This is a genomic window from Kineococcus sp. NPDC059986 (assembly GCF_040702905.1).
GTDB lineage: Bacteria > Actinomycetota > Actinomycetes > Actinomycetales > Kineococcaceae > Kineococcus.
In genome coordinates this window covers 1-22,415 of record NZ_JBFBND010000056.1, presented here as the reverse complement: position 1 = coordinate 22,415, position 22,415 = coordinate 1, and the positions used below count along the sequence as shown (strand labels likewise).

The window sequence follows — 22,415 nt, the reverse complement described above, 5'->3', positions numbered from 1 at the left end:
AGAGGTCCTTCGAAGCATCACGCGGTGGCCGCCTTCTACGTCTCAGCCACGCCGGTCAGCGGGGGTGGTCATACACCACTCTGGTGGACTCCACTGTGTTCGGAGCCGACACCCCTGTGGTCTGGTCTGCACGCACAGGCAACTCTCAGTGCGCAACCCACGACTCCAGGACGGTGGGGGAGCTGCCGAGGAGCTGAGGGTGCCGGACCCGGAGGGGGGCAGCCTCATCTGCGGCGCTGATGGCTCCGAAGGGAGAGGTGAGGTCGGCGGCAGGTCGCCGAGGCCGTCGATCGAGGGGAGACGCTGGTGCGCCGTCGCAGCACGAAGGACGCCGAGGGACGAGGCGAGCGGCCACGCAGGCGCCCACCAGGGCGCTGGTGGACGGCGGTAGGTGCCGGGTTGCTCTCCGGCGGGTTGACGCTGGGCGTGGGCACGCTGCTGGCCTCCTTCATCACCCGATCGGCCGACCCGGTGCTCGGAGTCGGGCAGGAGTTCATCGCCCGGACCCCGGAGTGGCTGAAGGAGTGGGCGATCCGGCACTTCGGCCAGTCCGACAAGGCTGTGCTGCTGGGCAGCCTCTACATCACCCTGGTGCTGCTGTTCGCCCTCATCGGACTGCTGGCCAGGCGGTCGACACGGGTCGGGCTGGTCGCCGTCGTGGTGCTCGGAGCCGCAGCCGTCGGTGCGACGGCCAACCGGCCCGACGCAACCGCCCTGAGTTGGTTGCCGTCCACGGTGGGCACCCTGGCCGGGGCGGGTGCGCTGCTCCTGCTGACCCGGGCGCTGCGAGGAGTGACCCCGCGGGCCAGTGGCCTGCTCTCGCGCCGCTCGATGCTGTTCGGCACGGTCGCCGGGGCCGCGGTGGTGACCGCCGGGAGCGGGACCCTGGTGAACCGCTCGCACTCGGTGGCAGCGTCGCGGGCCGACATCCGTCTGCCCGCACCGGCCTCTCCCGCTCCTGCCCTGCCACCGGGCGTGGATCCGCTCGAGGGGATCACCCCGTACGTGACCAGCGCGAAGGACTTCTACCGGGTCGACACCGCCCTGTCGGTGCCGCAGGTCGACGTGTCGTCCTGGTCACTGCGCATCCACGGCATGGTCGACCGCGAGGTCACCGTGACCTTCGCGGACCTGCTCCAGGAGGACCTGCACGAACGGTGGATGACGATGACCTGCGTCTCCAACGAGGTGGGCGGCAACCTCGTCGGCAACGCGCGCTGGCTCGGGGTGCCGCTGACCACACTGCTGGACCGTGCCGGCCTCTCGGAGCAGGCGGACATGTTGTTCTCCACCTCCTCCGACGGTTTCACCATCTCCACCCCCATCGCTGAGGCCACCGACGGTCGGGACTCGATGATCGCCGTCGGGATGAACGGTGAGCCCCTCACCGACGTGCACGGCTTCCCGGCCCGGATGATCGTGCCCGGCCTGTACGGGTTCGTCTCGGCCTGCAAGTGGATCACCGACATCGAGGTGACCCGGTTCGACGCCAAGACCGCCTACTGGACCGATCGCGGTTGGGCGCCGCAGGCGCCGATCAAGACCGCCGTCCGTGTCGACGTCCCCGCCTCCTTCGCCAGGGTCGCCTCCGGACGGACCGTCCCGATCGCCGGGGTGGCCTGGGCCCAGACTCGCGGGATCAGCAAGGTCGAGGTGCGCATCGACGAGGAGGACTGGGTCGAGGCCACCTTGGTGCCCACGGTGGGCAAGAACACCTGGGTGCAGTGGACCTACGCCTGGGACGGTGCCACCGCGGGCAACCACACCGTGCGAGCGCGAGCCACCGATGGTTCCGGGCAACTGCAGACCCAGGACGTCGTCAAACCCATCCCCGACGGCTCCTCGGGATGGCCCAGCAAGTTCTTCACCGTCGCCTGACCCCGCCACGAGGGGGTCCGAGAGCGGCAGACCCTTCCCCCCAGGTCGAGACGGGTCCACGCAGATCCACTCAGATCCACTCAGATGCAGTGCAGGACCAAACCATCGTCGGGGCAGCACCGAAGTAGACGTGACGAGGGCGCACCGGCCACCACCGAGCACAGGCTCGTGACGGGGCCGGGGCGCCACCCCCAGGCGAACGTCGCCCGGGGACGCAGCAAGGAGTGAGCCACGATGATGACCTCCACCGGCAAGCGCACGTTCTCCGCCCTGGCCCTGGTCGGGGCGCTGGGCCTGGGGGTTTCGGCGTGCGGCGGCTCCGACGACAGCGCCGGCAGCGCCCCCAGCGGGTCCATGTCCAGCTCGAGCTCGACCACGTCGGCCAGCCCCAGCGACACCATGACCTCCAGCTCTGCGATGGCTGACACCACGCCGGTGGGTTCCGGCTGCGCCGACTACGCGTCGAAGGTTCCCAGCGGCGCCGGGTCGGTCCAGGGCATGGCCCAGGACAACGTCACCACCGCCGCCTCGAACAACCCGCTGCTGACGACGCTGACCGCGGCGGTTTCGGGCAAGCTGAACCCGCAGGTGAACCTCGTCGACACCCTCAACGGTGGACAGTTCACCGTCTTCGCGCCCGTCGACACCGCCTTCCAGGCGCTGCCTGCCCAGACGGTGGACTCCCTGAAGACCGCCGAGGGAGCGAAGACGCTGACCAGCGTGCTGACGTACCACGTGGTCCAGGGGCGCATGACCCCGCAGCAGCTCATCGACGCGGGCACCGTCGCCACGGTGCAGGGGGACACGGTCAAGGTCGCCGGAACCCCCGACGCCATGACCGTCAACGGCTCGACCAAGGTGATCTGCGGCAACGTGCAGACCGCCAACGCGACGGTCTACCTGGTCGACTCGGTCCTCATGCCCCCCATGTGAGACCCCTGCTGACCAGCGGAGTGGATGTCGCGACTGCGCCGGCGCCTCGGGGCGTCGGCGCAGCCTGGTGTCGACTGGCGGTCAGGGCCAGAGTGGCGTCCGGGCGCGCCCTGCTCGTCGCGCCCAGCACCGGGGATCAGGGGTCGGGGATCGTCACCACGAGGGAGAAACCCCCGGCCGCCGTCGGTCCGGCCTGCACCTCCCCGTCGAGCAGCGCGGCCCGTTCACGCAGCCCGAGGAGCCCGTGCCGGGCGCTGGGCAGCAACTGCACCGGCTCGGTCGCCGGACCGTTCAGCACCTCCACGCGCGTGCGGGCCCCGTCGTGGACGACGGTGACGGAGACCTCGGCGCCGGGGGCGTGCTTGCGGACGTTCGTCAGCCCTTCCTGCACGGTCCGGAACACGGCCCGCTGCACGGGCGCGGGCAGGTCGCCGGGCACGTCGAGCCGGCAGCGCACGGCCATGCCGCAGCCGCCCGTCAGGCCCGCCAGGTCGCTGAGCCCGGGCTGCGGGGCGTCGTCGCGCGGGGCGCCGCCGGCCGTCCGCAGCACTTCGACCATGCCGCGCAGTTCGTCCAGGGTCGTGACGGACAGCTCCCGGATGGTCCGCGCCGCCGTGCGCGTGGACTCGTCGCCTGAGGTCACCTGCAGCGCACCGGCCTGGACGGCGATGAGGCTCACCTGGTGGGAGACCACGTCGTGCATCTCGCGGGCCAGGACGGCACGTTCGCGTTCGAGGGCCTCCCGGGCGGCGCGCTCGTCGATCTCGGCCAGCCGCCGCGACAGCTCCCGGCGCACGACGACGAGTTCCCCCAACGCCCACGGCGCCGTGGCGAAGATCAGGCCGTACAGGGTCGTGCTCACCCAGTCGTCGACGCCCTGGGGCAGTTCCGTGGCCACGAGGTTCCCGCCGAAGACCAGCAGGGACACGACGACCCCGACGCGCCGCCGTGCACGGGTGGCGACCGCCAGCGTGAACACCGCGACCATGGCCGCGAACAGCGCGTACCCCCAGTAGAGCCCGACCAGCACGACGACGGCGGTCGCCCAGGGGAAGCGGCGGCGCAGCGGCAGGACGGCGGCGGCCACCAGCGCGGAGACCAGCGCGGCCGTCGAGGCGTACGGCAGGCTGATGAGGGCGTCGACGACCGCGAGCAGCACCAGCCCCGCCTCGACGAGGACACCGCGGGTGCGGGAGCTCGGCGTCCGGGGCTGCAGGGTGCGCACGCGGCACGAGTATCCCGGTCGCTCACCCGGGCAGTCGCCGCAGGGACGTGTTCGACGTCCAGAGCCGGACGCCCGTCGCGGCCAGCGCCGCGTCGCCCGGGCGCGACGGGTCGTGCTCGGTCCCACCGAGCCACGCCCAGGACGCGGGTGCGCGGCCGATCGCGGCGGTCAGACGGCGCACGGGGTCGAGCACCTCCGAGACCACCCGTCCGGGGGAGTCCACGTCGGCCGAGGCGGCGTGCGTGGCCGTGTGCCCGCACACCTCGTGCCGCCGCGAGAGCTCCGTCAGCTCCTCCCACGTCATCGCCAGCCGCCCCGGCGGGTGCTCCAGCACGCCGTACTCGTGGGCGCGGGCGAACTCCCGCTGCCGGGCGGGCGGGACGTCGAGGAAGTCCGTCGGCGGGTAGAACCAGCCCACGAGACCCGCCTCCTCCAGCGCGGGGAGTGCGACCTGCACGGCGCTCGCGAACCCGTCGTAGAAGGCCGGCACGATCCCGGGACGGGAGGCGTCCGGCCAGCGGCCGGTGGTGCAGAACGCGTGCACGTCGGCCGCCCGCACGGGGGCGAAGCGTTCGGCGTACCAGAGGAGTTCGCGCCGGAACTCCTCCCCGCGCGAGGCCGGGGTGTCGTGGTAGTTCACGACGCGCAGCAACCGGCCGGCGACGAAGGCGTCCACCACCTGCCCGACCTCGGCGTCGCGCACGGCCCGCGGCGGGACGGGCGCCCCCGGGGGTCGCCAGGTGGACAACCGCTCGGGGGGACGCTCGGGCGTGCGCGCCGGGGTCGGTCGCAGCTCGAGGTCGCCGAGCACCGCGAGGACGTCCTGCACGGACACCTCGGGGTCGGCGGCGGTCAGGACGTCCCACACCGCGCGCACGCGGTCGGCGAGCTCCGGGCCGTCCGCCGCGTCGGGTTCCGCCGCGGGCGTCGCGCCGGGGCCCGGGTCGATCCGCAGGTAGGTCGCGACCCCTGCCCGCTCCTCGTCCTCGGCGGCCACGGCGCGGGCCGCGCCCAGGTGGTCGGGGTCGGTCCCGGGGCTCACACCCCCGTTCTAGCCGCCCCGACCACAGCCCGCACCCCGTCCCGCACCACGGTCCGGTCCCGACCCTGCTGCTTGCCGCGGTACAGCGCCTCGTCGCAGCAGCCCAGGACGGCGGACGCCGTGGACCCCGGGGACCACTGCGCGACGCCGACCGTCGCCGTCTGCGCGTGCGGGACCGCGGCCCGGATGCGGTCGGCCACCTCGGCCGCCGCGTCGAGGGCGCAGCCGGGCAGGACGAGGACGAACTCCTCGCCACCCCACCGGCTGATCGAGTCGCCCGGGCGCAGCTGCGCGGCCGCGGCCTGCGCGAAGTCGCGCAGCAGGTCGTCACCGAGGAGGTGGCCGTGGGCGTCGTTGTAGCGCTTGAAGTGGTCGAGGTCGACGAGCGCGAAGGTCAGCGGGGAGCCGGTGCGCTCGGCGACGGCGACCTCCTCGGCGACGACCCGGTCGAAGTGCCGCCGGTTGCCCACCCCGGTGAGGGGGTCCCGTTCGGCGGTCAGGACGAGCTGCTCCACGAGCGCCGCCCGGGCCAGGGTGTGCGCCGCCTCCCCGGCGAGCGTCTGCACCATCGACGTCACCGCGACCGGCAGGTCCGGCACGTGCCGGCGCCAGATGACGCCCAGGACCCCGACGGGTCGTCCGCCCGCGCCCAGGACGGGTTGCCAGACACCGGACTTCGTCGCCGAGGCGTGCAGCAGTCGCGGGTTGACGTCGGGGTGGGAGGCCACGTCGGCGACGAAGAGCTGCCGGCCCGTGGCCAGGACGGTCAGGGGGATGGCGCGCTCCGCGCCGGGCCGCACGACGAGGAAGGACGGGTCGTCGATGCCGACGGCCGCCGTGGCGACGAGGCGGTCGCCGTCGGGTCCCGGACGCGTCTGCATGAGGTAGACGGCGTCGGCCTCGGTGAGGTCGCGGACGGCCGCGCACACGGCCGTGCGCGGGTCCTCCGCGGTGGCGACGGTGCGCGAGGCGCGGGCCAGAGCCCGCATGCGCTCGGCGTAGCGGGCCAGCTCGGCGTGCGCGGCCTCCAGGGACTCCTCCCGGTGCCGGTCGACGGTGACGTCGTGCAGGGCCACGACCGCGCCGAGCGCCTCACCGGACTCCGCCCGCATCCGCCGGCCGGTGCAGCGCAGCCGCCGCTCGTGCCCGTCCTCGCCCCCGGTGCGCACCAGCAGGTCCACCCCGTCGACGGCCCCCTCGGCGAGCACCCGCTGCAGCGGAGCCTGCGGACCGGTCAGTGGGGTCCCGTCGAGGGCGAACAGGCCGTAGGCGCCGGGGTGGGACTCCGGGGACAGCGCGGGGTCGGCGTCCCCGAACCAGCGCCGGGCGGTGTCGTTGAACATCACGAGGTGACCGGTGGGGTCGGCCACGACGATCCCCACCTCGACGGAGGACAGGACGGCCCGCGTCAGCTCGCCGTGGCGCGCGGTCTCCGCGGCCTCCCGGCGACGGGCCAGCAGGGCCACGACCACGGTGCCGAGGTCCTCCAGGGCCCGCAGGCGGCCGATGGTCAGGGCCCGGGGGACGACGTCCATCGTGCAGAGCGTCCCCAGCACCTCCCCGTCGGGCCCGGTGAGGGGCACGGACGCGTACCCGCGGACCGCGGCGAGCCGGCCGTCGACGAGCGGGCTCGTGCGCAGCTCCGGGTCGGCCGCGGCGTTCGCCACGTGGACCGGACGTCCCGTGGTGACCGTCGTGCGGCAGGGGGCCTCGGCGAGCAGCAGCCGGGTGGGGGTGGGACCGAGCGCGTCGCCGGTCGTCGCCGCCTGCAGCAGGTGGTTCCCGTCGAGGACGGTGACGCAGGCCACGGGCATCCCCGTCAGCTCGGCGGCGAGCCGGGTGACGGCCTCCACCGCGGGGTCGCTCGGGGCGGAGTTCACACCGGCTGCTGTCGGCACGGGGGGCGGTGGGCTTGAGCCGCAGTGGCCCGGGTGGCCGGGAGGTGTCCGCCCGGCGTCGCAGGTGAACGGTCGCGCGAACCGGCTCGGCTGTCCGGATGATCATCGTCGTGGAAGGGTCAGGGCCGTGCCGGGACAGCCCGAGAACGCCCCAGTGAGCCTGTGGATGAGCGACGTGCTCGGGACGGGGCGGGACGCCGCCACCGTGGAGACCCTCGCGGTCCCGGTCGACGTCGTGGACGCCGACGTCCCGGTGACCGACCTCGACGTCCGGTTCCGCGCGGACCCCGGTCTGGAGTGCCTCGCGGTCCGCCCGCCCTCCCGCCCGACGCTCCACCCGGTCGACGTCGGCGGGGGCTGGGGCCTGTTGACCCGCGCCCGGTTCCAGCAGCTGATGACCGGTCCGCTGGGGTACGGCCGCCTGCTGCTCGCCCGCGAGAGCGCGCAGGCCGTGGCCGACTGGTCCCCCCTCGTCGTGGACGCCGCGGACGAGGTGGCCGACGTCGCCCGCGCGGTCGTCGAGCACGACGAGCACGACGGGGCCGCGGTGCCGGGAGTGACCGACGTCCTCGTCGTCCGGGAGGGACGGGAACTGCGCCGCGTCCCGGTGGCGACGGTGTTCCGGGCGCTGTCGGGGCAGCTGGCGCTCCAGGCGCTGACCGACCCGCTCACCGGGCTGGCGAACCGGGACCACTTCCTGCAGCACCTCGACCGCTGTTGCCGCGAGCAGGTGCCGGGGGAGCGGCTCGCCGTCGTCTACGTCGACCTCGACGGGTTCAAGGCCTTCAACGACGGCTACGGCCACGGCGTCGGGGACCGCGTGCTGGAGGTCGTGGCCGAACGGCTGCGCGGGTCCTGCCGACCGCAGGACCTGCCCGCCCGGCTCGGTGGGGACGAGTTCGCCGTCGTCGTCCGGTTGCCCGGTGACGTGCCCGCCCAGCAGGCCGCGGACGGTCTGGGCCGGCGCGTCCTGGCGTGCCTGGGCGGCACGATCACCGTGGGGCAGCTCGTCCTGCCCGGGCGGGCCAGCGTGGGCGTCGCCGTCGCCGCCGACCCGCCCCCCGCCTCGACCCCCGCCGCCCCGACCACGGGCGACCCCGCGGAGGGTTTCGCGCAGGCCGACCTGCTGGTGCGCGAGGCGGACCTGGCGATGTACCGGGCGAAGGTCGCGGGCGGTCACCGCGCCCACGTGGTGACCGGGGTGGGCCCGGGGCCGGGGGACCGCGCGGCCCCGGTGGACCGCCGGGCCCTGGACCGCGCGGTGCGGGCCGGTGAGTTCGTCCTGCACTACCAGCCCATCACCGAGGTCGGCACCGGGCGTCTGGCCAGCGTCGAGGCGCTCGTCCGCTGGCAGCACCCCACGCGTGGGCTCCTCGCCCCGGGGGAGTTCCTGGACGCCGTCGCCGATGCGGGGTTCGCCGCGGAACTGGACCGGCACGTGCTCGCGCAGGCCCTGGGCCAGTTGCGGGTCTGGACGGAACGGCTGGGTCCGCAGGCGCCGCCGTCCGTCAACGTCAACCTGTCGGTGCAGGGGTTGCTCGCCCCGGACCTCGCCGAGGACGTCCTGACCGCCGTGCGCGACCGCGGGGTGGCCGCCGACCGCCTGCGCCTGGAACTGCCGGAGGCCGCGACCCTCGAGCACCTGCAGACCGCCGGTGACGGGTTGGCCCGGCTGCGGTCGGCCGGCGTCCGGTTGACACTGGACGACCTCGGCGCGGGGGCGTCCACGCTGCACCACCTCACCGAGCTCGCGCTGGACGGGGTGAAGGTCGACCGCCGCTTCGTCGCGGGGATGCTGCAGGACGAGCGGGACGCAGCCGTGGTCCGGATGCTCCTGGAGCTCGGTCTCGGCACCGGACTGGCGGTCACCGTCGAGGGGGTCGAGACGGTGGAGCAGCTGGCCCTGCTCACGCAGGTGGCCCGCGGCCGCACGGTGCACGTCCAGGGCTGGCTCGTGGGGCGACCCGTCCCCGCGTCGGCGCTCGGTCTGCCCTGGTCGGCCGGCGTCCGCCGGTCCTCGAGCGCGTCCGTCTGAGCCGTCCCGGGTCAGCGGGTCAGCGGGAGGCCCGTGCCGCCTTCTGCGCGTACATGCTCCGGTCGGCCCGGCTCAGCAGGTCCTCGCCGTCGCCGGGGGCGGAGGTGCTCGACGGGGCACCGCCCACGCTCGCGGACATCGGCACGACGTCGGCGTCCGGCCCGCCGAGGTCCACGGGTTCCCGCATCGCCGACTGGACGCGGTCCAGCAGCGCCTCGAGCGCCGCCGGGCCGGCCAGTCCCGGCACGACGGCCACGAACTCGTCACCCCCGACGCGGGCGAGGCGGTGGCCGGCCGGGAGGACCTCGCCGAGCCGGCGGGCGGTCACCTGCAGCACGTGGTCGCCCGCGGCGTGGCCGTACCGGTCGTTCACGGGTTTGAAGTCGTCGAGGTCGACGTACAGGACGGCCGTCCCGGCCCCGGGCGTTGCGGCGAGCGCCTCCTGCAGACCGGCGCGGTTCAACGCCCCGGTGAGCGGGTCGTGCGTCGCGCGGTGCAGCAGTTCGGCGTCGGCCTCCTCCCGCCGGGCCGCGATGACGGCGATGTTGACGGTCGTCGCGACGGACGCCACGAGCGCCACGACGGCCGCGGTGTCACCGACGTCGGCGGGGACGAGGGCGGGGACGAAGGCGGGGCCGGCCCCGAGGTGGGCCGCCGCCTGGACGGCGGCCGTGGCGAGCACGGTGACCGCGACACCGGTCCGCCACGTCCGCGCACCGCTCCACTGCACGTGCACGCTCGTGACGAGCGTCGCGAAGAGCGGGAACAGGAACGTCAACCCGCTCGGCACGATGACGAGGGCGAAGGTGCTGCAGCCCAGCACGAGCCGCAGCCCCACCCGGCTGTCCAGCCGGCCGCCGCCGATCAGCCGCTGGACGTCATCCGACCGCAGGAGGAGCGCGAGGGGCCAGCCGACGACCTGCGTCCACAAGGGAGCCTGCGGAAGGCCCGTGACGGACAGGAGGTGCCGCACGAGGGTCGCGAGGAGCGCCGCGCCGACGACGGCAGCACCCAGCCGCAGCGCTCGCGGCGTTCCCTCGTGCATCCGTCTCCGTCCCCCGGCGTTCCCCGAGGGGTGATCGGCACGCGGAGGGGCCGGGGGGAGGGGGCGGGTGGAGGGTTCACGACAGGCGGCACCAGAGCTGGGCACCGCCGTCGGTGGGGGACCACCCCGTGGCGGCGGACAACTGGACCAGGAGATCGCGGGTGTGCCCGGACAGCACGGGACGGGTGCGGTCGTCGGCGAAGCGCACGTCGACGCCGACGACGAGTGCTCCCGCGTCCTCCCCGACGTGCAGGGCCGTGGGCCGGGTCCCCGCGCCGAGGCCACCGAGGAGTTCGGCCGTGACCTGGACGGCGTCGTCCGCGGTGTCCTCCAGGCCCAGCTGCTCGGCCTGGAGCCGCACGAAGCGGCGGGCCTGGCGCAGGGGTTCGTCGTCGCCGAGCAGGTCCAGCCGGAGAGTGTGCGGCAGGGCCACCGGCGCAGGAGTGGGCTGGGTGTCCACGGGCTCCTCCTCGTTCGTCTTTCCTCGTCACGTTCGTGTCGGGACGGCGCTGCGCGTGGACCGTCCTCTGGAGTCTGCCCGCGGCGGTCACGATGCGCTACCCACCGAAAGTGGGGGTCATTTGTCAAGACAACCTGATCTGGCCGTACCCTGGTCCCGGCGAGGACGCCCCCTCGCCGTCCGCGTGACAGGGAGGCCCGTTCCGGCATGGTGAAGATCGCCCTCGACCCCACTCCGTTCCACCCCGACCACGACCTGCTCGACCTGCCCGACCTCGTCGCGCGTGCCGGGTTCGAGCACCTGCAGCTCGCCCCGCACCCGGACGTGGCGCCGTTCTTCCGCCACCCCACGGCGGACGACGCGCTCGTCGCGGCCTTCGCCAAGCGGGCGTCCGACGCCGGCGTCGGGATCGCCTCGATCCTGCCCGTCCAGCGCATCTCCTGGCCCGAGGAACCCCAGCGCCAGGCCGCCGTGAAGAACTTCCGCCGCATCCTGCAGATCGCGGTGGACCTCGGGGTGCAGGTGGTCAACACCGAGTTCTCCGGCCGCCCCGAACGGGCCGAGGACTCCGAGGCCGCGTTCCACCGGTCCATGGAGGAACTGCTGCCCGTCCTCGAACGCGAGGGGTTGCGGTTGAACGTCGACCCGCACCCGGACGACTTCGTCGAGGACGGTCTCGAGGCGTGGCGCGTCGTGCGGGGACTGAACTCCCCGCACGTCGGCGTCGTGTACGTCGCCTCCCACACGTTCCACTACGGCGACCGCGCGACCACCCTGCTGCCGGCGGTGGGCGACCGGCTCGGCGCGGTCTACGCCGCCGACACGTTCGACCACCGCCGGTCGCACGGGCTGCGCTACATCAGCAACCCGCCCGGGAACTCCGCGCGCATCCACCAGCACCTGCGGATCGGTGCGGGCGACGTGGACTGGTCGGAACTCTTCGACACGCTGCGCATCAACGGCTTCCTGGACCGGGAGGACGCGGTCCTCGTCTCCAACGTCTTCGCCGAGGACGAGACCGCGCTGGAGACCTCCCGCTACCAGCTCGAGAAGCTGCGGGAACTCACCGCCCGGTGACGGTCGGGTACGGTGCGCCGCCTGCGGGACGGCCGCGGCGAGCTCCACCCCCTCGGTGATGCGCCGGGGCCCCGGCGTCGAGGTCTCCGGGGAAGGCGCTCGGGGACGCGGACGAAGGGTTCCGGGGCCAGCGCCGCCGTCTCCCCGCCGCCGCGCCGGCACCGGACACCACGGCGCCGAGGCTCGGCCGCGGCCGTCGGTCGTGCCCAGCGCGAACGGGACGGAGTCGAGGCCGCCGAGGTGCTCGGACAGGCCGCCTCGCCCTCCAGGACCGGCAGCGAGGCGCACGGGCAGAAGCCGTCCTGATCACGGTGGCCCTCCTCGGGGTCGAACGCCGCCTCCGGCGGTGTCCCCGCAGCCCCCGGAGCTCCCGGAGGTCCTTCAGGTCCCGGCAACGCGTCCGGACGCGACGGAGAGCGCCCCTCGCCACAGGGGTGCGCCACCGCGGATCTCCTCGGTGTGAGCCGCCCGCCGACCTGGGTACGGTGGAGCCGACGACCCCCGGACCCCGGGTCGCCGCACGCGTCGTCGGGGCCCGCCGGCGACGACGGCCCGACGGGAGACGACGTGCAGGACCCGGACACGCAGGAGACGCTCGCCGCTCAGCTGCGTCAGGTGCTCACCGACCCCGGACCGCGCGCCGCGGAGGCGGTGCAAGCACTCGACGTCCTGCTGGACCTCGGCTGGGTCGACCCAGACCGTGTGCAGGACCTGCTCGGGGGTCGGCCGGCCGTCCGTTCCCTGGCCGAGGACCTGGCTGTCGCGCGCACGCGCGCCGGCACGGCGGGCGTGCGCGCACACGACCTGCGCCGGCGCACCGAGGCCGCCCTGGCCCGCTCCGCGGAGCTGCGCTCGGAGGACCAGGCCAGGTCCAGGCCCAGCGGGGCGGCGCAGGACCGGGTGGCAGCGCTCCAGCAGGAGGTGGACCAGCTGCGGCACGCCCTCGAGAGCCGGCCGCGCATCGAGCACGCCGTCGGCATCGTCATGCAGCTCGTCGGCTGCGACGAGGACGTCGCCTGGGACCTCCTGAGCCGGTTCTCCCAGCACACGAACGTCAAGGTCCGGGTCGTGGCTGAGGCCCTCGTCGCCCGGGTCGGCAGCGGCCGAGGGGTGTCACCGGACGTCGGGAAGGCGCTGCGTGAGCTCGCCCGGGAGAAGTGGACCGGAACGCTCTAGAAGGTGACAGGATGCCCGTCAGGTCGAACCGCGGGTGGCAGTCGTCAGAGGAGCCGAGATGAGCACGGACGAGTTGTCCCTGAGGCTCCAGGTGGTGACGGAGGAGCTGGCCGTCGCCGACGACGAGCTCGCGGCCCAGCAGCGCGAGATCGACGAGCTGATCGCCCGTGAGGTCGACACCCGACGGACTGCGAGCGCCGTCGTGCGCAGCGTCCCCGTGCCGGTCCTCGTGACCGACGCCGCGGGGGCCATCATCGAGGCCAACCTGGCCGCTGCGACCCTCTTCGGCGTGCCCGCCGCCCGGCTGGTGCGCAAACCCGTGCAGGCGCTCGTCCCGGCGGGGGCGCGGCCGATCGTGCGTGACCTCGTCTCCGGCGCCCGCAACGTGGACAGCACGGGCGCCACTCTCGAAGTGACCCCGCGGGCGGGTCTCCCGCGCACCGTTCGCGTCGTCATCACGACCGGAGCCCGCTGGCTCGACAGTCGGCCCGTCCTCACGTGGGTGCTCGAGGACGTGACGCTGCCCCTCTCGGACGACGACGCGGATCCCGCTGTCCTGCAGGCCCTCGCCACCCTCGCCGCGCTGCCGGTGGGGGATCTGAGCCGTCACCAGTTGCTCACCCGGCTCGCCGGCCTCGCGGCGGGTGCCGTCCCCGGGGCCTCGTGGAGCAGCGTGGTGCTCGGGGACCCGACCGAGCCGACCGAGCTCGCCGCCGACTCCGAGGAGGCGCAGCGCATCGACGGGGCCCAGTGGCGGTCGGGCCAGGGGCCCGCCGTGGCCGCCCACCGCGAGGGCGTCCCCGTGCGCAGCACCGACCTCCGCCAGGACGGGCGCTGGCCGGTGTTGGCGGGGCCAGCGGGTCAGACTCCCGTGCGGAGTGCCCTCGCCGTGCCCATCCGGGCCCAGGACCCCACCGTCGTCCCCGCGGTGCGGGGCGTGCTCACGGTCTACGGCCCGGAACCGGGGGCCTTCGAGACCGCCCGGCACGTCGACCGCGTCCTCGTCTTCGCCGAGGCGGCCTCCGCCCTCCTGCACGACCTGGACCGGATCGCCGAACTGCGGGCCACCGCTGAGAACCTCACCGTGGCGATGCGCTCGCGGGCCGGGATCGAGCAGGCCAAGGGACTCGTCGCGGGCTGGTTGGAGTGCAGTGTCGAAGAGGCCTTCCAGGTGCTCACGCACCTGAGCCAGCACCGCAACGTCAAGCTGCGGGACCTCGCCGCGCTCGCGGTCGCGGACCCCTCGCGGCACGACCTCAGGCCCGTCCTCGCCGGCGCCCTCGACCGGGTGCGGGCCCAGCGCGACGCGGCTCACGAGGGGTCATCGAGCTGATCCATGACGACGAGTGCCCCCGCAGTGCCCTGGGTCGCGGCCAGTGAGGTCACGGTGACCTGGACGCGGACGGGCCGTCCTCGCCGGTTCACCGCAGGCAGCGCGAGCACGGCGTCTTCGGCGGAGAGCGCCTCCCCGGCCAGGACGGCACGCACGGCGGGACCGATCTCGTGCAGCGGCAACCCGATGTCGAGGTTGAGCAGGTGCTGGCCGGCCGCCTCGTCCGCACGCACTCCCCAGAGGTCTGCGGCCCAGGCGTTCCAGACCGTCACCCGCATGTCGGCGTCGACCACGGCGACGCCCACCCGCAGACTGGCGAAGACCCCCTCCATGTACCCGTTGAGGGCGCTGACCTCGTCCGTGCGCAGTCGCAGCTCGTGGTTGGAGTTCTGCAGCTCGTCGTTCATCGACTGCAGCTCCTCGTTCATCGTCTCCAGCTCCTCGTTGGTCGAGTGGAGCTCCTCGTTGGTGGTCTCGAGCTCCTCGACCGTCGACTGCAGCTCCTCGTTGGTGGTCTCGAGCTCCTCGTTGGTCGACTGCAGCTCCTCGTAGGCCGTCTCGAGCTGCCGGTGGGCGTCTTCGAGCTCGTCCTGCAGCTGCCTCGAGCGGCTGACGTCGATGAAGACGACGGCCGTGCCGAGTGTCGAACCTTGCGGGTTCCGCAACGGCACGATCTGCACGTCGAAGAAGGTCCGCTCCGAGCGCGAGCGCGTGAACTCCACGTCGCGTATCCAGACGGTGCGCCGCTGGGTGTGGGCCTGCTCCACGGCTGAGCGCAGTTCCACCGGTCGGTAGCTGACCTCGAGGTCCTGGAAGGGACGCCCGGCGTCGGAAGCCGACAGGCCGAACAACGTGTCCGCCCGGTGGTTGGACAGCACGACCGCCCCGGCCTGGTTGAGCACGATCTGCGCGACGGGGCTCGCCGCGAGCGCCTCGGCGCGCAGCATCGACGTGTCGTCCCCCAGCGGGCTGAACACAGCAGGGGACACCGTCGCCGTGATCCGCGAGGGCGTGCGTGGACCCCCCACCCGACGGAAGAAGCGGTTCTTCAGGTCGACCGGGGAGAACAGCGCCGACTGGCTCAGCAGCATCTCGGCCTTCCCGAGGAACAGGACACCGTCGGGCTCGAGGGAGTAGTGCAGTCGTTCGGCGATGCGGGCCTGCGTCTCGGCCGTGAGGTACATGAGGGTGTTCCGGCACGTCAGGAGGTCGACGTGCGAGATGGGCGCGTCTTGCACGAGGTCGGCGCGACCGAAGATCACCGAACGGCGCAGGTCCTGGCGGAAGGTGTGCCGCGTGCCGTGGGCTTCGAAGTACTTCTCCAGCAGCTCCGGCGGCAGGCTGCGGACCTCGCGGTCGGTGTAGGTCGCCGTCCGGGCGTGGGTGAGCGCGTCGTCGTCCGCGTCGGTGGCGTAGATCTTGACTCGCTCGCGGAACTCCTCCGGACCCAGTGCCTCGGCCAGGCAGATGGCGATCGTGTAGGCCTCCTGCCCCGAGGCGCAGCCCGCGCTCCACGCCCGGATCGGCCCCGACGGACGGCGGGACAGCAACTGCGGCAGCAGTTCGGACCGGAGCCGGTCCCAGGCGTCGGCATCCCGGAAGAAGGAGGTGACGTTGATGAGGATGGTGTTGAACAAGGCCGTGAACTCGTCGGCGTCCACTTCGAGCCGGTCGCGGTACTCCGAGTACCCGGTCACCCCGACGTCGTCCATCCGTCGGTGCACGCGGCGCAGCAGGCTGGCGCGCTTGTACCCGGTGAAGTCGAACCCCCGGGCCTCCTTGAGGTGCTCGAGGAGGTCCTCGAACTCCTGGGAGCCACCCCGTTCGGGGCCTCGGTCCTCGTTCTCGTCCACGGTGTCGCGTTCTCGTCTCTTCAGAGGTCGGGAGGGTGGTCGGGAGGGTGGTCAGCGCGTCGGCGACGGGCCCGGGCCCCGCAGGGTGCGGGAGGTGAGCAGCCGGCGGATCGTCCTGGCCGCGTCGCCGGTCTCGACCGCCCGGTCGGCGAACCGCCCCGCGGTCAGGTCGTGCCCGGCCTCCCGGGCCCGGTCGGCCATCTCCCGGGCCAACGCAGCCCGCTCCTCCAGGCTGCGCAACGCGATCCACAGTGCCCCGTCCAGTTCGGCGGACTGCTGTTCGTGCAGGCTCTCCGGACTCCAGGCGTGACCCACCCGGCACCGGAACCGCAGCAGCCCGTGGTCGTCGATGCGCCACAGGACACCGGAGCAGTCGGGACAGGAGTACCCCGAGGGTTCTCCCGGGCGCTCGTCCGCCTCCAGGGGTTCCAGGTCGAACTCCGCCACGGCGATCTCCTCCCGCATGCGTCTCACGCCGGACCCTCCCGCCGGCCTGGCGGGTGCCCGCTGGCCGACGAGCTGGGACAGCAGACGAGCCAGGTCGGCGAGCCCGACGACGTGCTCCGGCTGAGCCGCCTCGAGCGCAGCGCGGGGCATCCCGTCGTAGAGAGCGTCCGCCGGGTCCTGGACCACGCCCAGCCCGCCCTGGGACCGTATCGCCACGAGCCCGGCTGCGCCGTCGTCGAGGGCACCCGTGAGCACGACGCCGACGGCGCGCGGCCCGACGGCGCGGGCGGCCGACCGGAACAGCGCGTCGACGGACGGCCGGTGACCGTTCTCCCGAGGACCGCTGCCGAGGACCACGGTGTCGTCGGTCACCAGGAGGTGGCGGTCCGGGACCGCCACGACGACCTCCCCGCGCCGCAGACGCTCCCCGTGCGCCGCGGACCGGACCGGCAGCGGACCGGACCGGTCGAGGATGGCTGCGAGGGCGTTCGCCCCCGCCGGCGGCACGTGCAGGACGACGAGCACCGTCGCCGGCAGGTCGCCGGGCAACCCCGCGACGAGGGTGCGCAGCGCTTCGACACCGCCTGCGCTGGCACCCACGAGGACGACGTCTCGGGTGGCCACGGAGTTCACCCTAGTGACCGTGCCTGACCCGGCGGACGACCTCGGCCGTGCTCGAGCACGCGTGGGCCCGGCGCAGCGCGACGAGCTGCTCCCGCAGCGTCCCCACGCTCGTCCCCAGGCGGTCGGCGGCCTCGTGCACGCTGGAGCCTCCGGCCAGCAGGTCCAGGAGGTCGCCCGCCACCGGCAGGGCTGCTCGGGGCCGCAGGGGCGGGGGCGGGGGTGGGGGTGTCCACCCGAGGTCCCGCAGGACCCCGGTCACGATCCCGTGGTCGGGGTGGGTCGGATCGCTCGCGGCGGAACTCACCAGGGCCGCCAGGTGGTCTTGCGACTGCTCGTCCGGTGGGTACACGCAATCACCACGCACGTCGTCGAGTGCCGCGCCCGTCTCTTCGAGCAGGACCAGTCAAGCACGCGGGTGACCGGAGGGTGTCAGGTCCTGGGATCTGCACGGGGTGTCGGTACAGCCCCGGCACGGGCGGCGGACTCCACGGGACGAGGGTTGGCGGAAGCGTGGGGTCGGGGGAGTACCGTCGGGGGTCCGGCTCGAGCAGAGGGCGGGGCGAGACGTGACGGCCGGACGTGGGAGGTGCACCGTGGCGACACCCTTTCCCGACCCCCTGCCTGCCGAGGACGGTCCCGTGGGCGACGTGGACCTCGTCAGCGCGCAGGACGTCCTCACGGTGGTCCTGACGGGGGAGATCGACGACGAACTGCGTCCGGGTCTGGACGCCGTCACCGCCGAGGTGGACCGGGAGGTCCGGGCCTCGGCCCGACCGGTCGTCGTCGACGCCACCGCCGTCTCGTTCATGGACTCCGCCGGCGCCGCGTTCCTGGCCAAGCTCGCCGTCGCCGTGCGGCCGGCCCGCATCGCGGTCCGCCCCAGCGGTCCCGTCGGGTTCCTCCTGCAGGTGACACGGCTGTCGGAGGTCGTGGACGTGCAGCCGGACGAGCACGAGGACGAGCAGCAGGACGCGCCGGGCTCCTGACGAGCGCGGGACGCCATCGTCGGCGACCATCGTGCTCCATGTGCGAGTGGTCTCCGAGCGCCGAGTCCGCCGTCGTGGTGGACCGGTCCGCGGCCCGCCACGCGCGGCGCTTCCTCGACGAACACTGGTGCGTCGAGCACGCGGCCCTGTTGCGCGCCCACGCCGACCTCGTCGTCAGCGAACTCGTCACCGAGGCCGTCTCGCACGGGACCCCGCCGGTCGTGCTGCGGGTCGACTGCGAGGGCGCCGAGGGCGTCGTCATCGAGGTCAGCGACCGCGACCCCAACGGCCCGCACTTCCAGGGCGTGGGCCCGGACGAGGCGCACACGACGAACCTCGTCGAGGTCCTCAGCGACGAGTGGGGTGTGCGGACGCGCCCCGGCGGCAAGACCGTCTGGAGCCGGCTCGTCGTCTGAGGTGCCGGAGCCGCTCGACCTGGTTAGCGTGCGAGGAAGCCCTCCGTGCAGACCGTCGCGGACGTCGTGACTCCGGTCGCCCCGCCGTCGTCCGCCCCCTGCAGGAGAAACCCCCGTGCCCAGTCCGCTCGTCGACGTCGCCCTCACGCTCTGCCGGCGTCTCACCGCCGAGGTCCCGCTGCCCGGTGCGGGCGCCACGCGCCGCCGCTGGCAGGTGCTCTCGACGCTCGCCGAGCAGGACCTGACGCTGGCCCGCGTCGTGGAGGCGCACCTCGACGCCGTCGCCGTCCTCGCCGAAGCCGGGCAGGACACCCCACCGGACAGCACCTGGGGCGTCTTCGCCGCCGAGGCGCCCGACGTCCACCTCGTCGCGTGGCAGGCCGCGGGTGGCGGGTGGCGCGTGGACGGCACGAAACCCTGGTGCTCCCTGGCCGGTGTCCTCTCGCACGCCCTCGTCACCGCGCACGTCGACGGTGGCCGGCGACTGTTCGCCGTCGACCTCGCGGCGGCCCGGGACGACGGGCGGCTGGACGTCGTGCCGGACCGGTGGCACAGCCGCGGCCTCGTCGACGTCCCCAGCGGTCCGGTCGTGCTGCACGACGTCCCGGCGACCCCGGTGGGGGAGGCCGGCTGGTACCTGCACCGGCCCGGCTTCGCGCACGGGGGCATCGGGGTCGCCGCCTGCTGGTTCGGCGGGGCGGCCGGGGTCGCCCGCCCGCTGCTGGAATCCGACCGCACCGACCCACTGACCCAGCGGTCCCGCGGACTGGTCGACCTGCGGCTGTGGGCGGCGCGCACGGCGCTCGACGCGGCGGCCGACGTCGTCGACACCGGTCGCGCCACGGGGCAGGACGGGGAACTCCTGGCCGCCCGCGTCCGCGCCCTCGTCGCGGAGGCCGCCGAGGCCGTGGTCACCGAGGTCGGGCACGCCCTCGGACCGCGACCGCTCACCGCGGACGCCGCCCACGCCGCGCGGGTCGCGGACCTCACCGTGTACGTCCGCCAGCACCACGCCGACCACGACCTCGTGGCCCTGGCCGAACTGGCCGCGAAGTGAGCGGGGACACGATGGCCGCGGCCCCCGGGTTCACGCACGACGGGCCGGGAACCCCCGAGGTCGACTGGCAGCGCTGGCCCGGTCTGCGCGACGTGCCCGCCCTCGACTGGAACGGCATCGGGCACGTGCTCGTCGTCGCGGCCCACCCCGACGACGAGAGCCTCGGGGCGGGCGGTCTGATCGCCACCGCCGCCGCCCGCGGTGCGGCCCTCGACGTCGTCGTCGCGACCGACGGGGAGGGTTCCCACCCGCACTCGCCGACGACCACCCCGCAGGCGCTCGCCGTCGTGCGGGCCCGCGAGGTGCGCGAAGCCGTCGCCGCCCTGGCCCCGGACGCCAGGGTGCACCGGCTGGAACTGCCCGACGGCGGGGTGACGGCGGGGGCGGACGTGCTCGCGGAGGCGCTGCGCGCGCTGGCCGGCCCCGCGACGCTGCTCGTCGCGCCGTGGACGGCCGACGGTCACCCCGACCACGACGCGGCCGGGGAGGTGGCCGCGCGGGTCGCCGACGAGGTCGGCGCCACCTGCGTGCACTACCCGGTGTGGTTGTGGCACTGGGCCTTCCCCGGGGACGTCCGGGTGCCCTGGGCGCGGGGGACGAGACTGGAACTCGACGCGGGTGCCCGCCGGCGCAAGGACCTGGCGATGGCCCGGCACGCCTCGCAGACGGAGGCCCTGTCGTCGCAACCGGGGGACGAGGTGCTGCTGCCACCGGGGGTGCTCGCGCACTTCGACCGGGGGGTGGAGTTCTTCCTGCGCGCGGGTTCGCCGCCGGCGGCGGAGAGCCTGGACGGGCGGTTCTTCGACGAGTTCTACGCCGAGAACGGTGCGGACCCGTGGGGTTTCGAGGACCGCTGGTACGAGGCGCGCAAACGCGCCCTCACCCTGGCCGTCCTGCCCCGCGAGAGGTTCCGCAGCGCCTTGGAGATCGGCTGCAGCACGGGTGTCCTGACCGTCGAGCTGGCGCGTCGGACCGACCGGCTGCTGGCCGTGGACGTCGCCGCGTCCGCGCTGGACCGGGCGCGGGAACGGCTCGCGGCGGCGGGTCTCGCGGACGGTGTCACGACGCAGGTGGCGCGGGTGCCCCAGGAGTTCCCGGAGGGCACCTTCGACCTCGTGGTCCTGTCGGAGGTGGCGTACTACTGCGGCCCGGGCGACCTGCGGACGCTGCTGGACCGGCTGGGGGCGAGCCTGACGCCGGACGGCGTCCTCGTGGCCTGCCACTGGCGGCACCTCGTCGAGGGGTACCCGCTGACCGGCGACGAGGTGCACCGCGCCCTGCGCGGGCTCACCGGTCTGGAGGTGCTCGTGCGCCACGAGGAGGAGGACTTCCTCCTCGACGTCCTCGTCCCGTCCCCGGCGGTCTCGGTGGCCCGGGCCGGTGGTCTCGGGTGAGGCTCGACCGCATCGTCGTGGTCGTGCCGGCGCGGGACGAAGCGGAAACCGTTGCGGCGTGCGTGACGTCCGTGCGCGCCGCGACCCGCGGGGTGGGGGCCGTCGTCGAGGTCGTCGTCGTCGCGGACCGTTGCACCGACGCGACCGCGGAGCTCGCCCGGGTGGCGGGAGCGCGCGTGGTGGTGTCGTCCGCGGGCAACGTGGGGGCAGCGCGTGCCCTGGGGGTCGACACGGCGTTGGCGGGGGTGGCTCCGGAGGAGTGGTCGCGGTGGTGGATCGCCAGCACCGACGCCGACTCGGTCGTGCCCCTCGGCTGGCTGCGGCACCACGAACGGGCGGCCGCCGCGGGGACCGACCTGCTGCTCGGGACGGTCCGGCTCGCCGGGTCCGCCCACCGGCACGCGCGCTGGCGCCGGCAGTACGCGGCGGGCCGGGACCACGTCCACGGGGCCAACCTGGGGGTCCGGGTCGACGCGTACCGCGCGGCCGGGGGTTTCCCGCCCGTGGCGGCGCACGAGGACCGGCTGCTCGCGAACGGTGTCCGCGCGCTGGCCGGGGTGCGGGTGACGCAGGCGCACGCCTACCCCGTCCTCACGAGCGACCGCACGCAGGGCAGGACCCCCGCCGGGGTGGCGCACGACCTGGCGAGAGTCACGCACTGCGCCTGAGGATCGAGTCGTCCCGTTCGAGGGCGTGGGCGAGTTCCCGCGTTGCCTGCACGAGGCCGGGGTGGTCGTTCCGCGTCCAGGGGCCGGGGGTCATCAGCTTGCCGAGGTCGCGCTGCAGGCGTCTGGCTTCCGGCAACCCGTCGTCGCCGAACCTCGCCTCGAGGCGGCCGGCGTGCATCGCTCGGTGGTCGCGGCCGCACAACAACACCAGGTTGTCCACGCTGGTGGGGCCACCGTCCGCCCAGTGCACGACGTGGTGGAAGTGGCAGGCCCACGCCGGGGCCCCGCAGCCCGGCGCGATGCACCCGCGGTCGCGTTCGGCCACGATGAGTCGCTGGTTGTCGGTGGCGTGCCGGTCGAGGGTATGGAGGGAGCGGGGCCGACCGAGCCGGTCCATCACGGCGACGGGGCCGTGGGTGTCGGCGGTGGCTGAACCGGACTCGACGGAGCCATCGGCGTTGAGGGAGGCGCGCAGGACGACGGTGGCCTTGTGCGCCACGACCCGGTCGACGTCGCTGGCGGGGTGGTGCGCACCCGTCGCCACCAACTCGACGAGGCCGTCGTGCCGGCGCTGCCCGAGGGAGCGGGTGTCGCTCTCTCCGCCCAGCCCGGTGCTGACCTCCGTGGTGCTGGGGAGGGGTTTGGCGGCGGCTTCGACGGCGGAGCGGACGACCACGGCGGCGGCCTCGTCCAGGTCGACGGTCATCCGCAGCATCCCGTGGCGGCGGGTGAACGTCAGCCCGCGGCGGCTGGCGGAGTCCGGTTCGAGGTCACGGACGTGCCGGTCGACGCGTTCGGGGTCGACGAGGGTGAGGACGTCCTCGATGAGGGCGGTGGCGGTGCCCAGGGGTTGGGTGGCGATGGAGGT

Annotated in this window: 20 protein-coding genes; 11 read left to right on the top strand and 9 right to left on the bottom strand. The window is 74.2% G+C overall.

Annotation, left to right across the window (positions count from 1 at the left end; genetic code table 11):
• Nucleotides 1–426: 426 nt before the first annotated feature.
• Both AB0637_RS23895 and AB0637_RS23890 read left to right on the top strand, forming a co-directional pair.
• Nucleotides 427–1,878, top strand: a complete 1,452-nt coding sequence (locus AB0637_RS23895; RefSeq protein WP_366175221.1) for a molybdopterin-dependent oxidoreductase — start codon at nt 427–429, stop codon at nt 1,876–1,878.
• 237 nt (nt 1,879–2,115) lie between these two features.
• The gene (locus tag AB0637_RS23890; protein ID WP_366175222.1) at nt 2,116–2,811 is read left to right on the top strand and encodes a fasciclin domain-containing protein; all 696 of its coding nucleotides are present in this window, start codon (nt 2,116–2,118) and stop codon (nt 2,809–2,811) included.
• Nucleotides 2,812–2,947: 136 nt separating this feature from the next.
• Here the strand turns inward: AB0637_RS23890 and AB0637_RS23885 are convergent, their stop codons facing one another.
• Genes AB0637_RS23885 through AB0637_RS23875 form a run of 3 tightly spaced genes read right to left on the bottom strand, consistent with a single transcriptional unit; the run spans nt 2,948 to nt 6,958 of the window.
• Nucleotides 2,948–4,036, bottom strand: a complete 1,089-nt coding sequence (locus AB0637_RS23885; RefSeq protein WP_366175220.1) for a histidine kinase — start codon at nt 4,034–4,036, stop codon at nt 2,948–2,950.
• Nucleotides 4,037–4,058: 22 nt separating this feature from the next.
• Complete coding sequence (locus tag AB0637_RS23880; protein WP_366175219.1) at nt 4,059–5,078, bottom strand: polysaccharide deacetylase family protein; 1,020 nt, start codon at nt 5,076–5,078, stop codon at nt 4,059–4,061.
• Entirely contained in the window at nt 5,075–6,958 is a 1,884-nt protein-coding gene (locus AB0637_RS23875; RefSeq protein ID WP_366175218.1) for a diguanylate cyclase, read from the bottom strand. Before AB0637_RS23875 ends, AB0637_RS23880 begins: the two co-directional genes overlap by 4 nt.
• A 184-nt stretch (nt 6,959–7,142) precedes the next feature.
• Between AB0637_RS23875 and AB0637_RS23870 the strand changes: the two genes are divergently transcribed.
• Nucleotides 7,143–9,011, top strand: coding sequence for an EAL domain-containing protein (locus tag AB0637_RS23870; RefSeq protein WP_366175217.1), 1,869 nt, complete (start codon nt 7,143–7,145; stop codon nt 9,009–9,011).
• Between the two features lie 19 nt (nt 9,012–9,030).
• Here the strand turns inward: AB0637_RS23870 and AB0637_RS23865 are convergent, their stop codons facing one another.
• Nucleotides 9,031–10,056 carry a GGDEF domain-containing protein gene (locus AB0637_RS23865; RefSeq protein ID WP_366175216.1) on the bottom strand — a complete coding sequence of 342 codons (1,026 nt, stop codon included), beginning with the start codon at nt 10,054–10,056 and terminating at the stop codon, nt 9,031–9,033.
• A 76-nt stretch (nt 10,057–10,132) separates the two neighbouring features.
• Nucleotides 10,133–10,516, bottom strand: coding sequence for a hypothetical protein (locus tag AB0637_RS23860; protein ID WP_366175215.1), 384 nt, complete (start codon nt 10,514–10,516; stop codon nt 10,133–10,135).
• Between the two features lie 207 nt (nt 10,517–10,723).
• Between AB0637_RS23860 and AB0637_RS23855 the strand changes: the two genes are divergently transcribed.
• From AB0637_RS23855 to AB0637_RS23845, 3 genes are all read left to right on the top strand, one after another.
• Nucleotides 10,724–11,593, top strand: coding sequence for a sugar phosphate isomerase/epimerase family protein (locus AB0637_RS23855; RefSeq protein WP_366175214.1), 870 nt, complete (start codon nt 10,724–10,726; stop codon nt 11,591–11,593).
• Nucleotides 11,594–12,160: 567 nt separating this feature from the next.
• Nucleotides 12,161–12,769: an ANTAR domain-containing protein gene (locus AB0637_RS23850; RefSeq protein WP_366175213.1), complete on the top strand. Its 609-nt coding sequence runs from the start codon at nt 12,161–12,163 to the stop codon at nt 12,767–12,769.
• Nucleotides 12,770–12,827: 58 nt separating this feature from the next.
• Nucleotides 12,828–14,102, top strand: coding sequence for an ANTAR domain-containing protein (locus tag AB0637_RS23845; RefSeq protein ID WP_366175212.1), 1,275 nt, complete (start codon nt 12,828–12,830; stop codon nt 14,100–14,102).
• Here AB0637_RS23845 and AB0637_RS23840 read toward each other — a convergent pair.
• The 3 genes from AB0637_RS23840 to AB0637_RS23830 are packed head-to-tail and all read right to left on the bottom strand — an operon-like array spanning nt 14,081 to nt 17,375.
• Nucleotides 14,081–15,955 (bottom strand): CheR family methyltransferase, encoded by a 1,875-nt coding sequence (locus AB0637_RS23840; protein WP_366175211.1) that lies wholly within the window; start codon nt 15,953–15,955, stop codon nt 14,081–14,083. The two genes, AB0637_RS23845 and AB0637_RS23840, sit on opposite strands and share 22 nt — an antisense overlap.
• A 51-nt stretch (nt 15,956–16,006) precedes the next feature.
• On the bottom strand, nt 16,007–17,026 hold the full coding sequence (locus AB0637_RS23835; RefSeq protein WP_366175210.1) for a chemotaxis protein CheB: 1,020 nt from the start codon (nt 17,024–17,026) through the stop codon (nt 16,007–16,009).
• A 10-nt stretch (nt 17,027–17,036) separates the two neighbouring features.
• Nucleotides 17,037–17,375 (bottom strand): hypothetical protein, encoded by a 339-nt coding sequence (locus AB0637_RS23830; RefSeq protein ID WP_366175208.1) that lies wholly within the window; start codon nt 17,373–17,375, stop codon nt 17,037–17,039.
• A gap of 289 nt (nt 17,376–17,664) precedes the next feature.
• Between AB0637_RS23830 and AB0637_RS23825 the strand changes: the two genes are divergently transcribed.
• The 5 genes from AB0637_RS23825 to AB0637_RS23805 all read left to right on the top strand — a co-directional run bounded on the left by AB0637_RS23825 (nt 17,665) and on the right by AB0637_RS23805 (nt 21,547).
• Nucleotides 17,665–18,012, top strand: a complete 348-nt coding sequence (locus AB0637_RS23825; protein WP_366175207.1) for an STAS domain-containing protein — start codon at nt 17,665–17,667, stop codon at nt 18,010–18,012.
• Nucleotides 18,013–18,050: 38 nt separating this feature from the next.
• Nucleotides 18,051–18,428, top strand: coding sequence for an ATP-binding protein (locus tag AB0637_RS23820; protein WP_366175205.1), 378 nt, complete (start codon nt 18,051–18,053; stop codon nt 18,426–18,428).
• 115 nt (nt 18,429–18,543) lie between these two features.
• The gene (locus tag AB0637_RS23815; RefSeq protein ID WP_366175204.1) at nt 18,544–19,485 is read left to right on the top strand and encodes an acyl-CoA dehydrogenase; all 942 of its coding nucleotides are present in this window, start codon (nt 18,544–18,546) and stop codon (nt 19,483–19,485) included.
• Entirely contained in the window at nt 19,482–20,879 is a 1,398-nt protein-coding gene (locus tag AB0637_RS23810) for a bifunctional PIG-L family deacetylase/class I SAM-dependent methyltransferase (protein ID WP_366175203.1), read from the top strand. Before AB0637_RS23815 ends, AB0637_RS23810 begins: the two co-directional genes overlap by 4 nt.
• The gene (locus AB0637_RS23805) at nt 20,876–21,547 is read left to right on the top strand and encodes a glycosyltransferase family 2 protein (RefSeq protein WP_366175202.1); all 672 of its coding nucleotides are present in this window, start codon (nt 20,876–20,878) and stop codon (nt 21,545–21,547) included. Before AB0637_RS23810 ends, AB0637_RS23805 begins: the two co-directional genes overlap by 4 nt.
• Here the strand turns inward: AB0637_RS23805 and AB0637_RS23800 are convergent.
• A partial coding sequence (locus tag AB0637_RS23800; RefSeq protein ID WP_366175201.1) for an HNH endonuclease signature motif containing protein occupies nt 21,531–22,415 on the bottom strand: 885 nt, incomplete at its 5' end. The two genes, AB0637_RS23805 and AB0637_RS23800, sit on opposite strands and share 17 nt — an antisense overlap.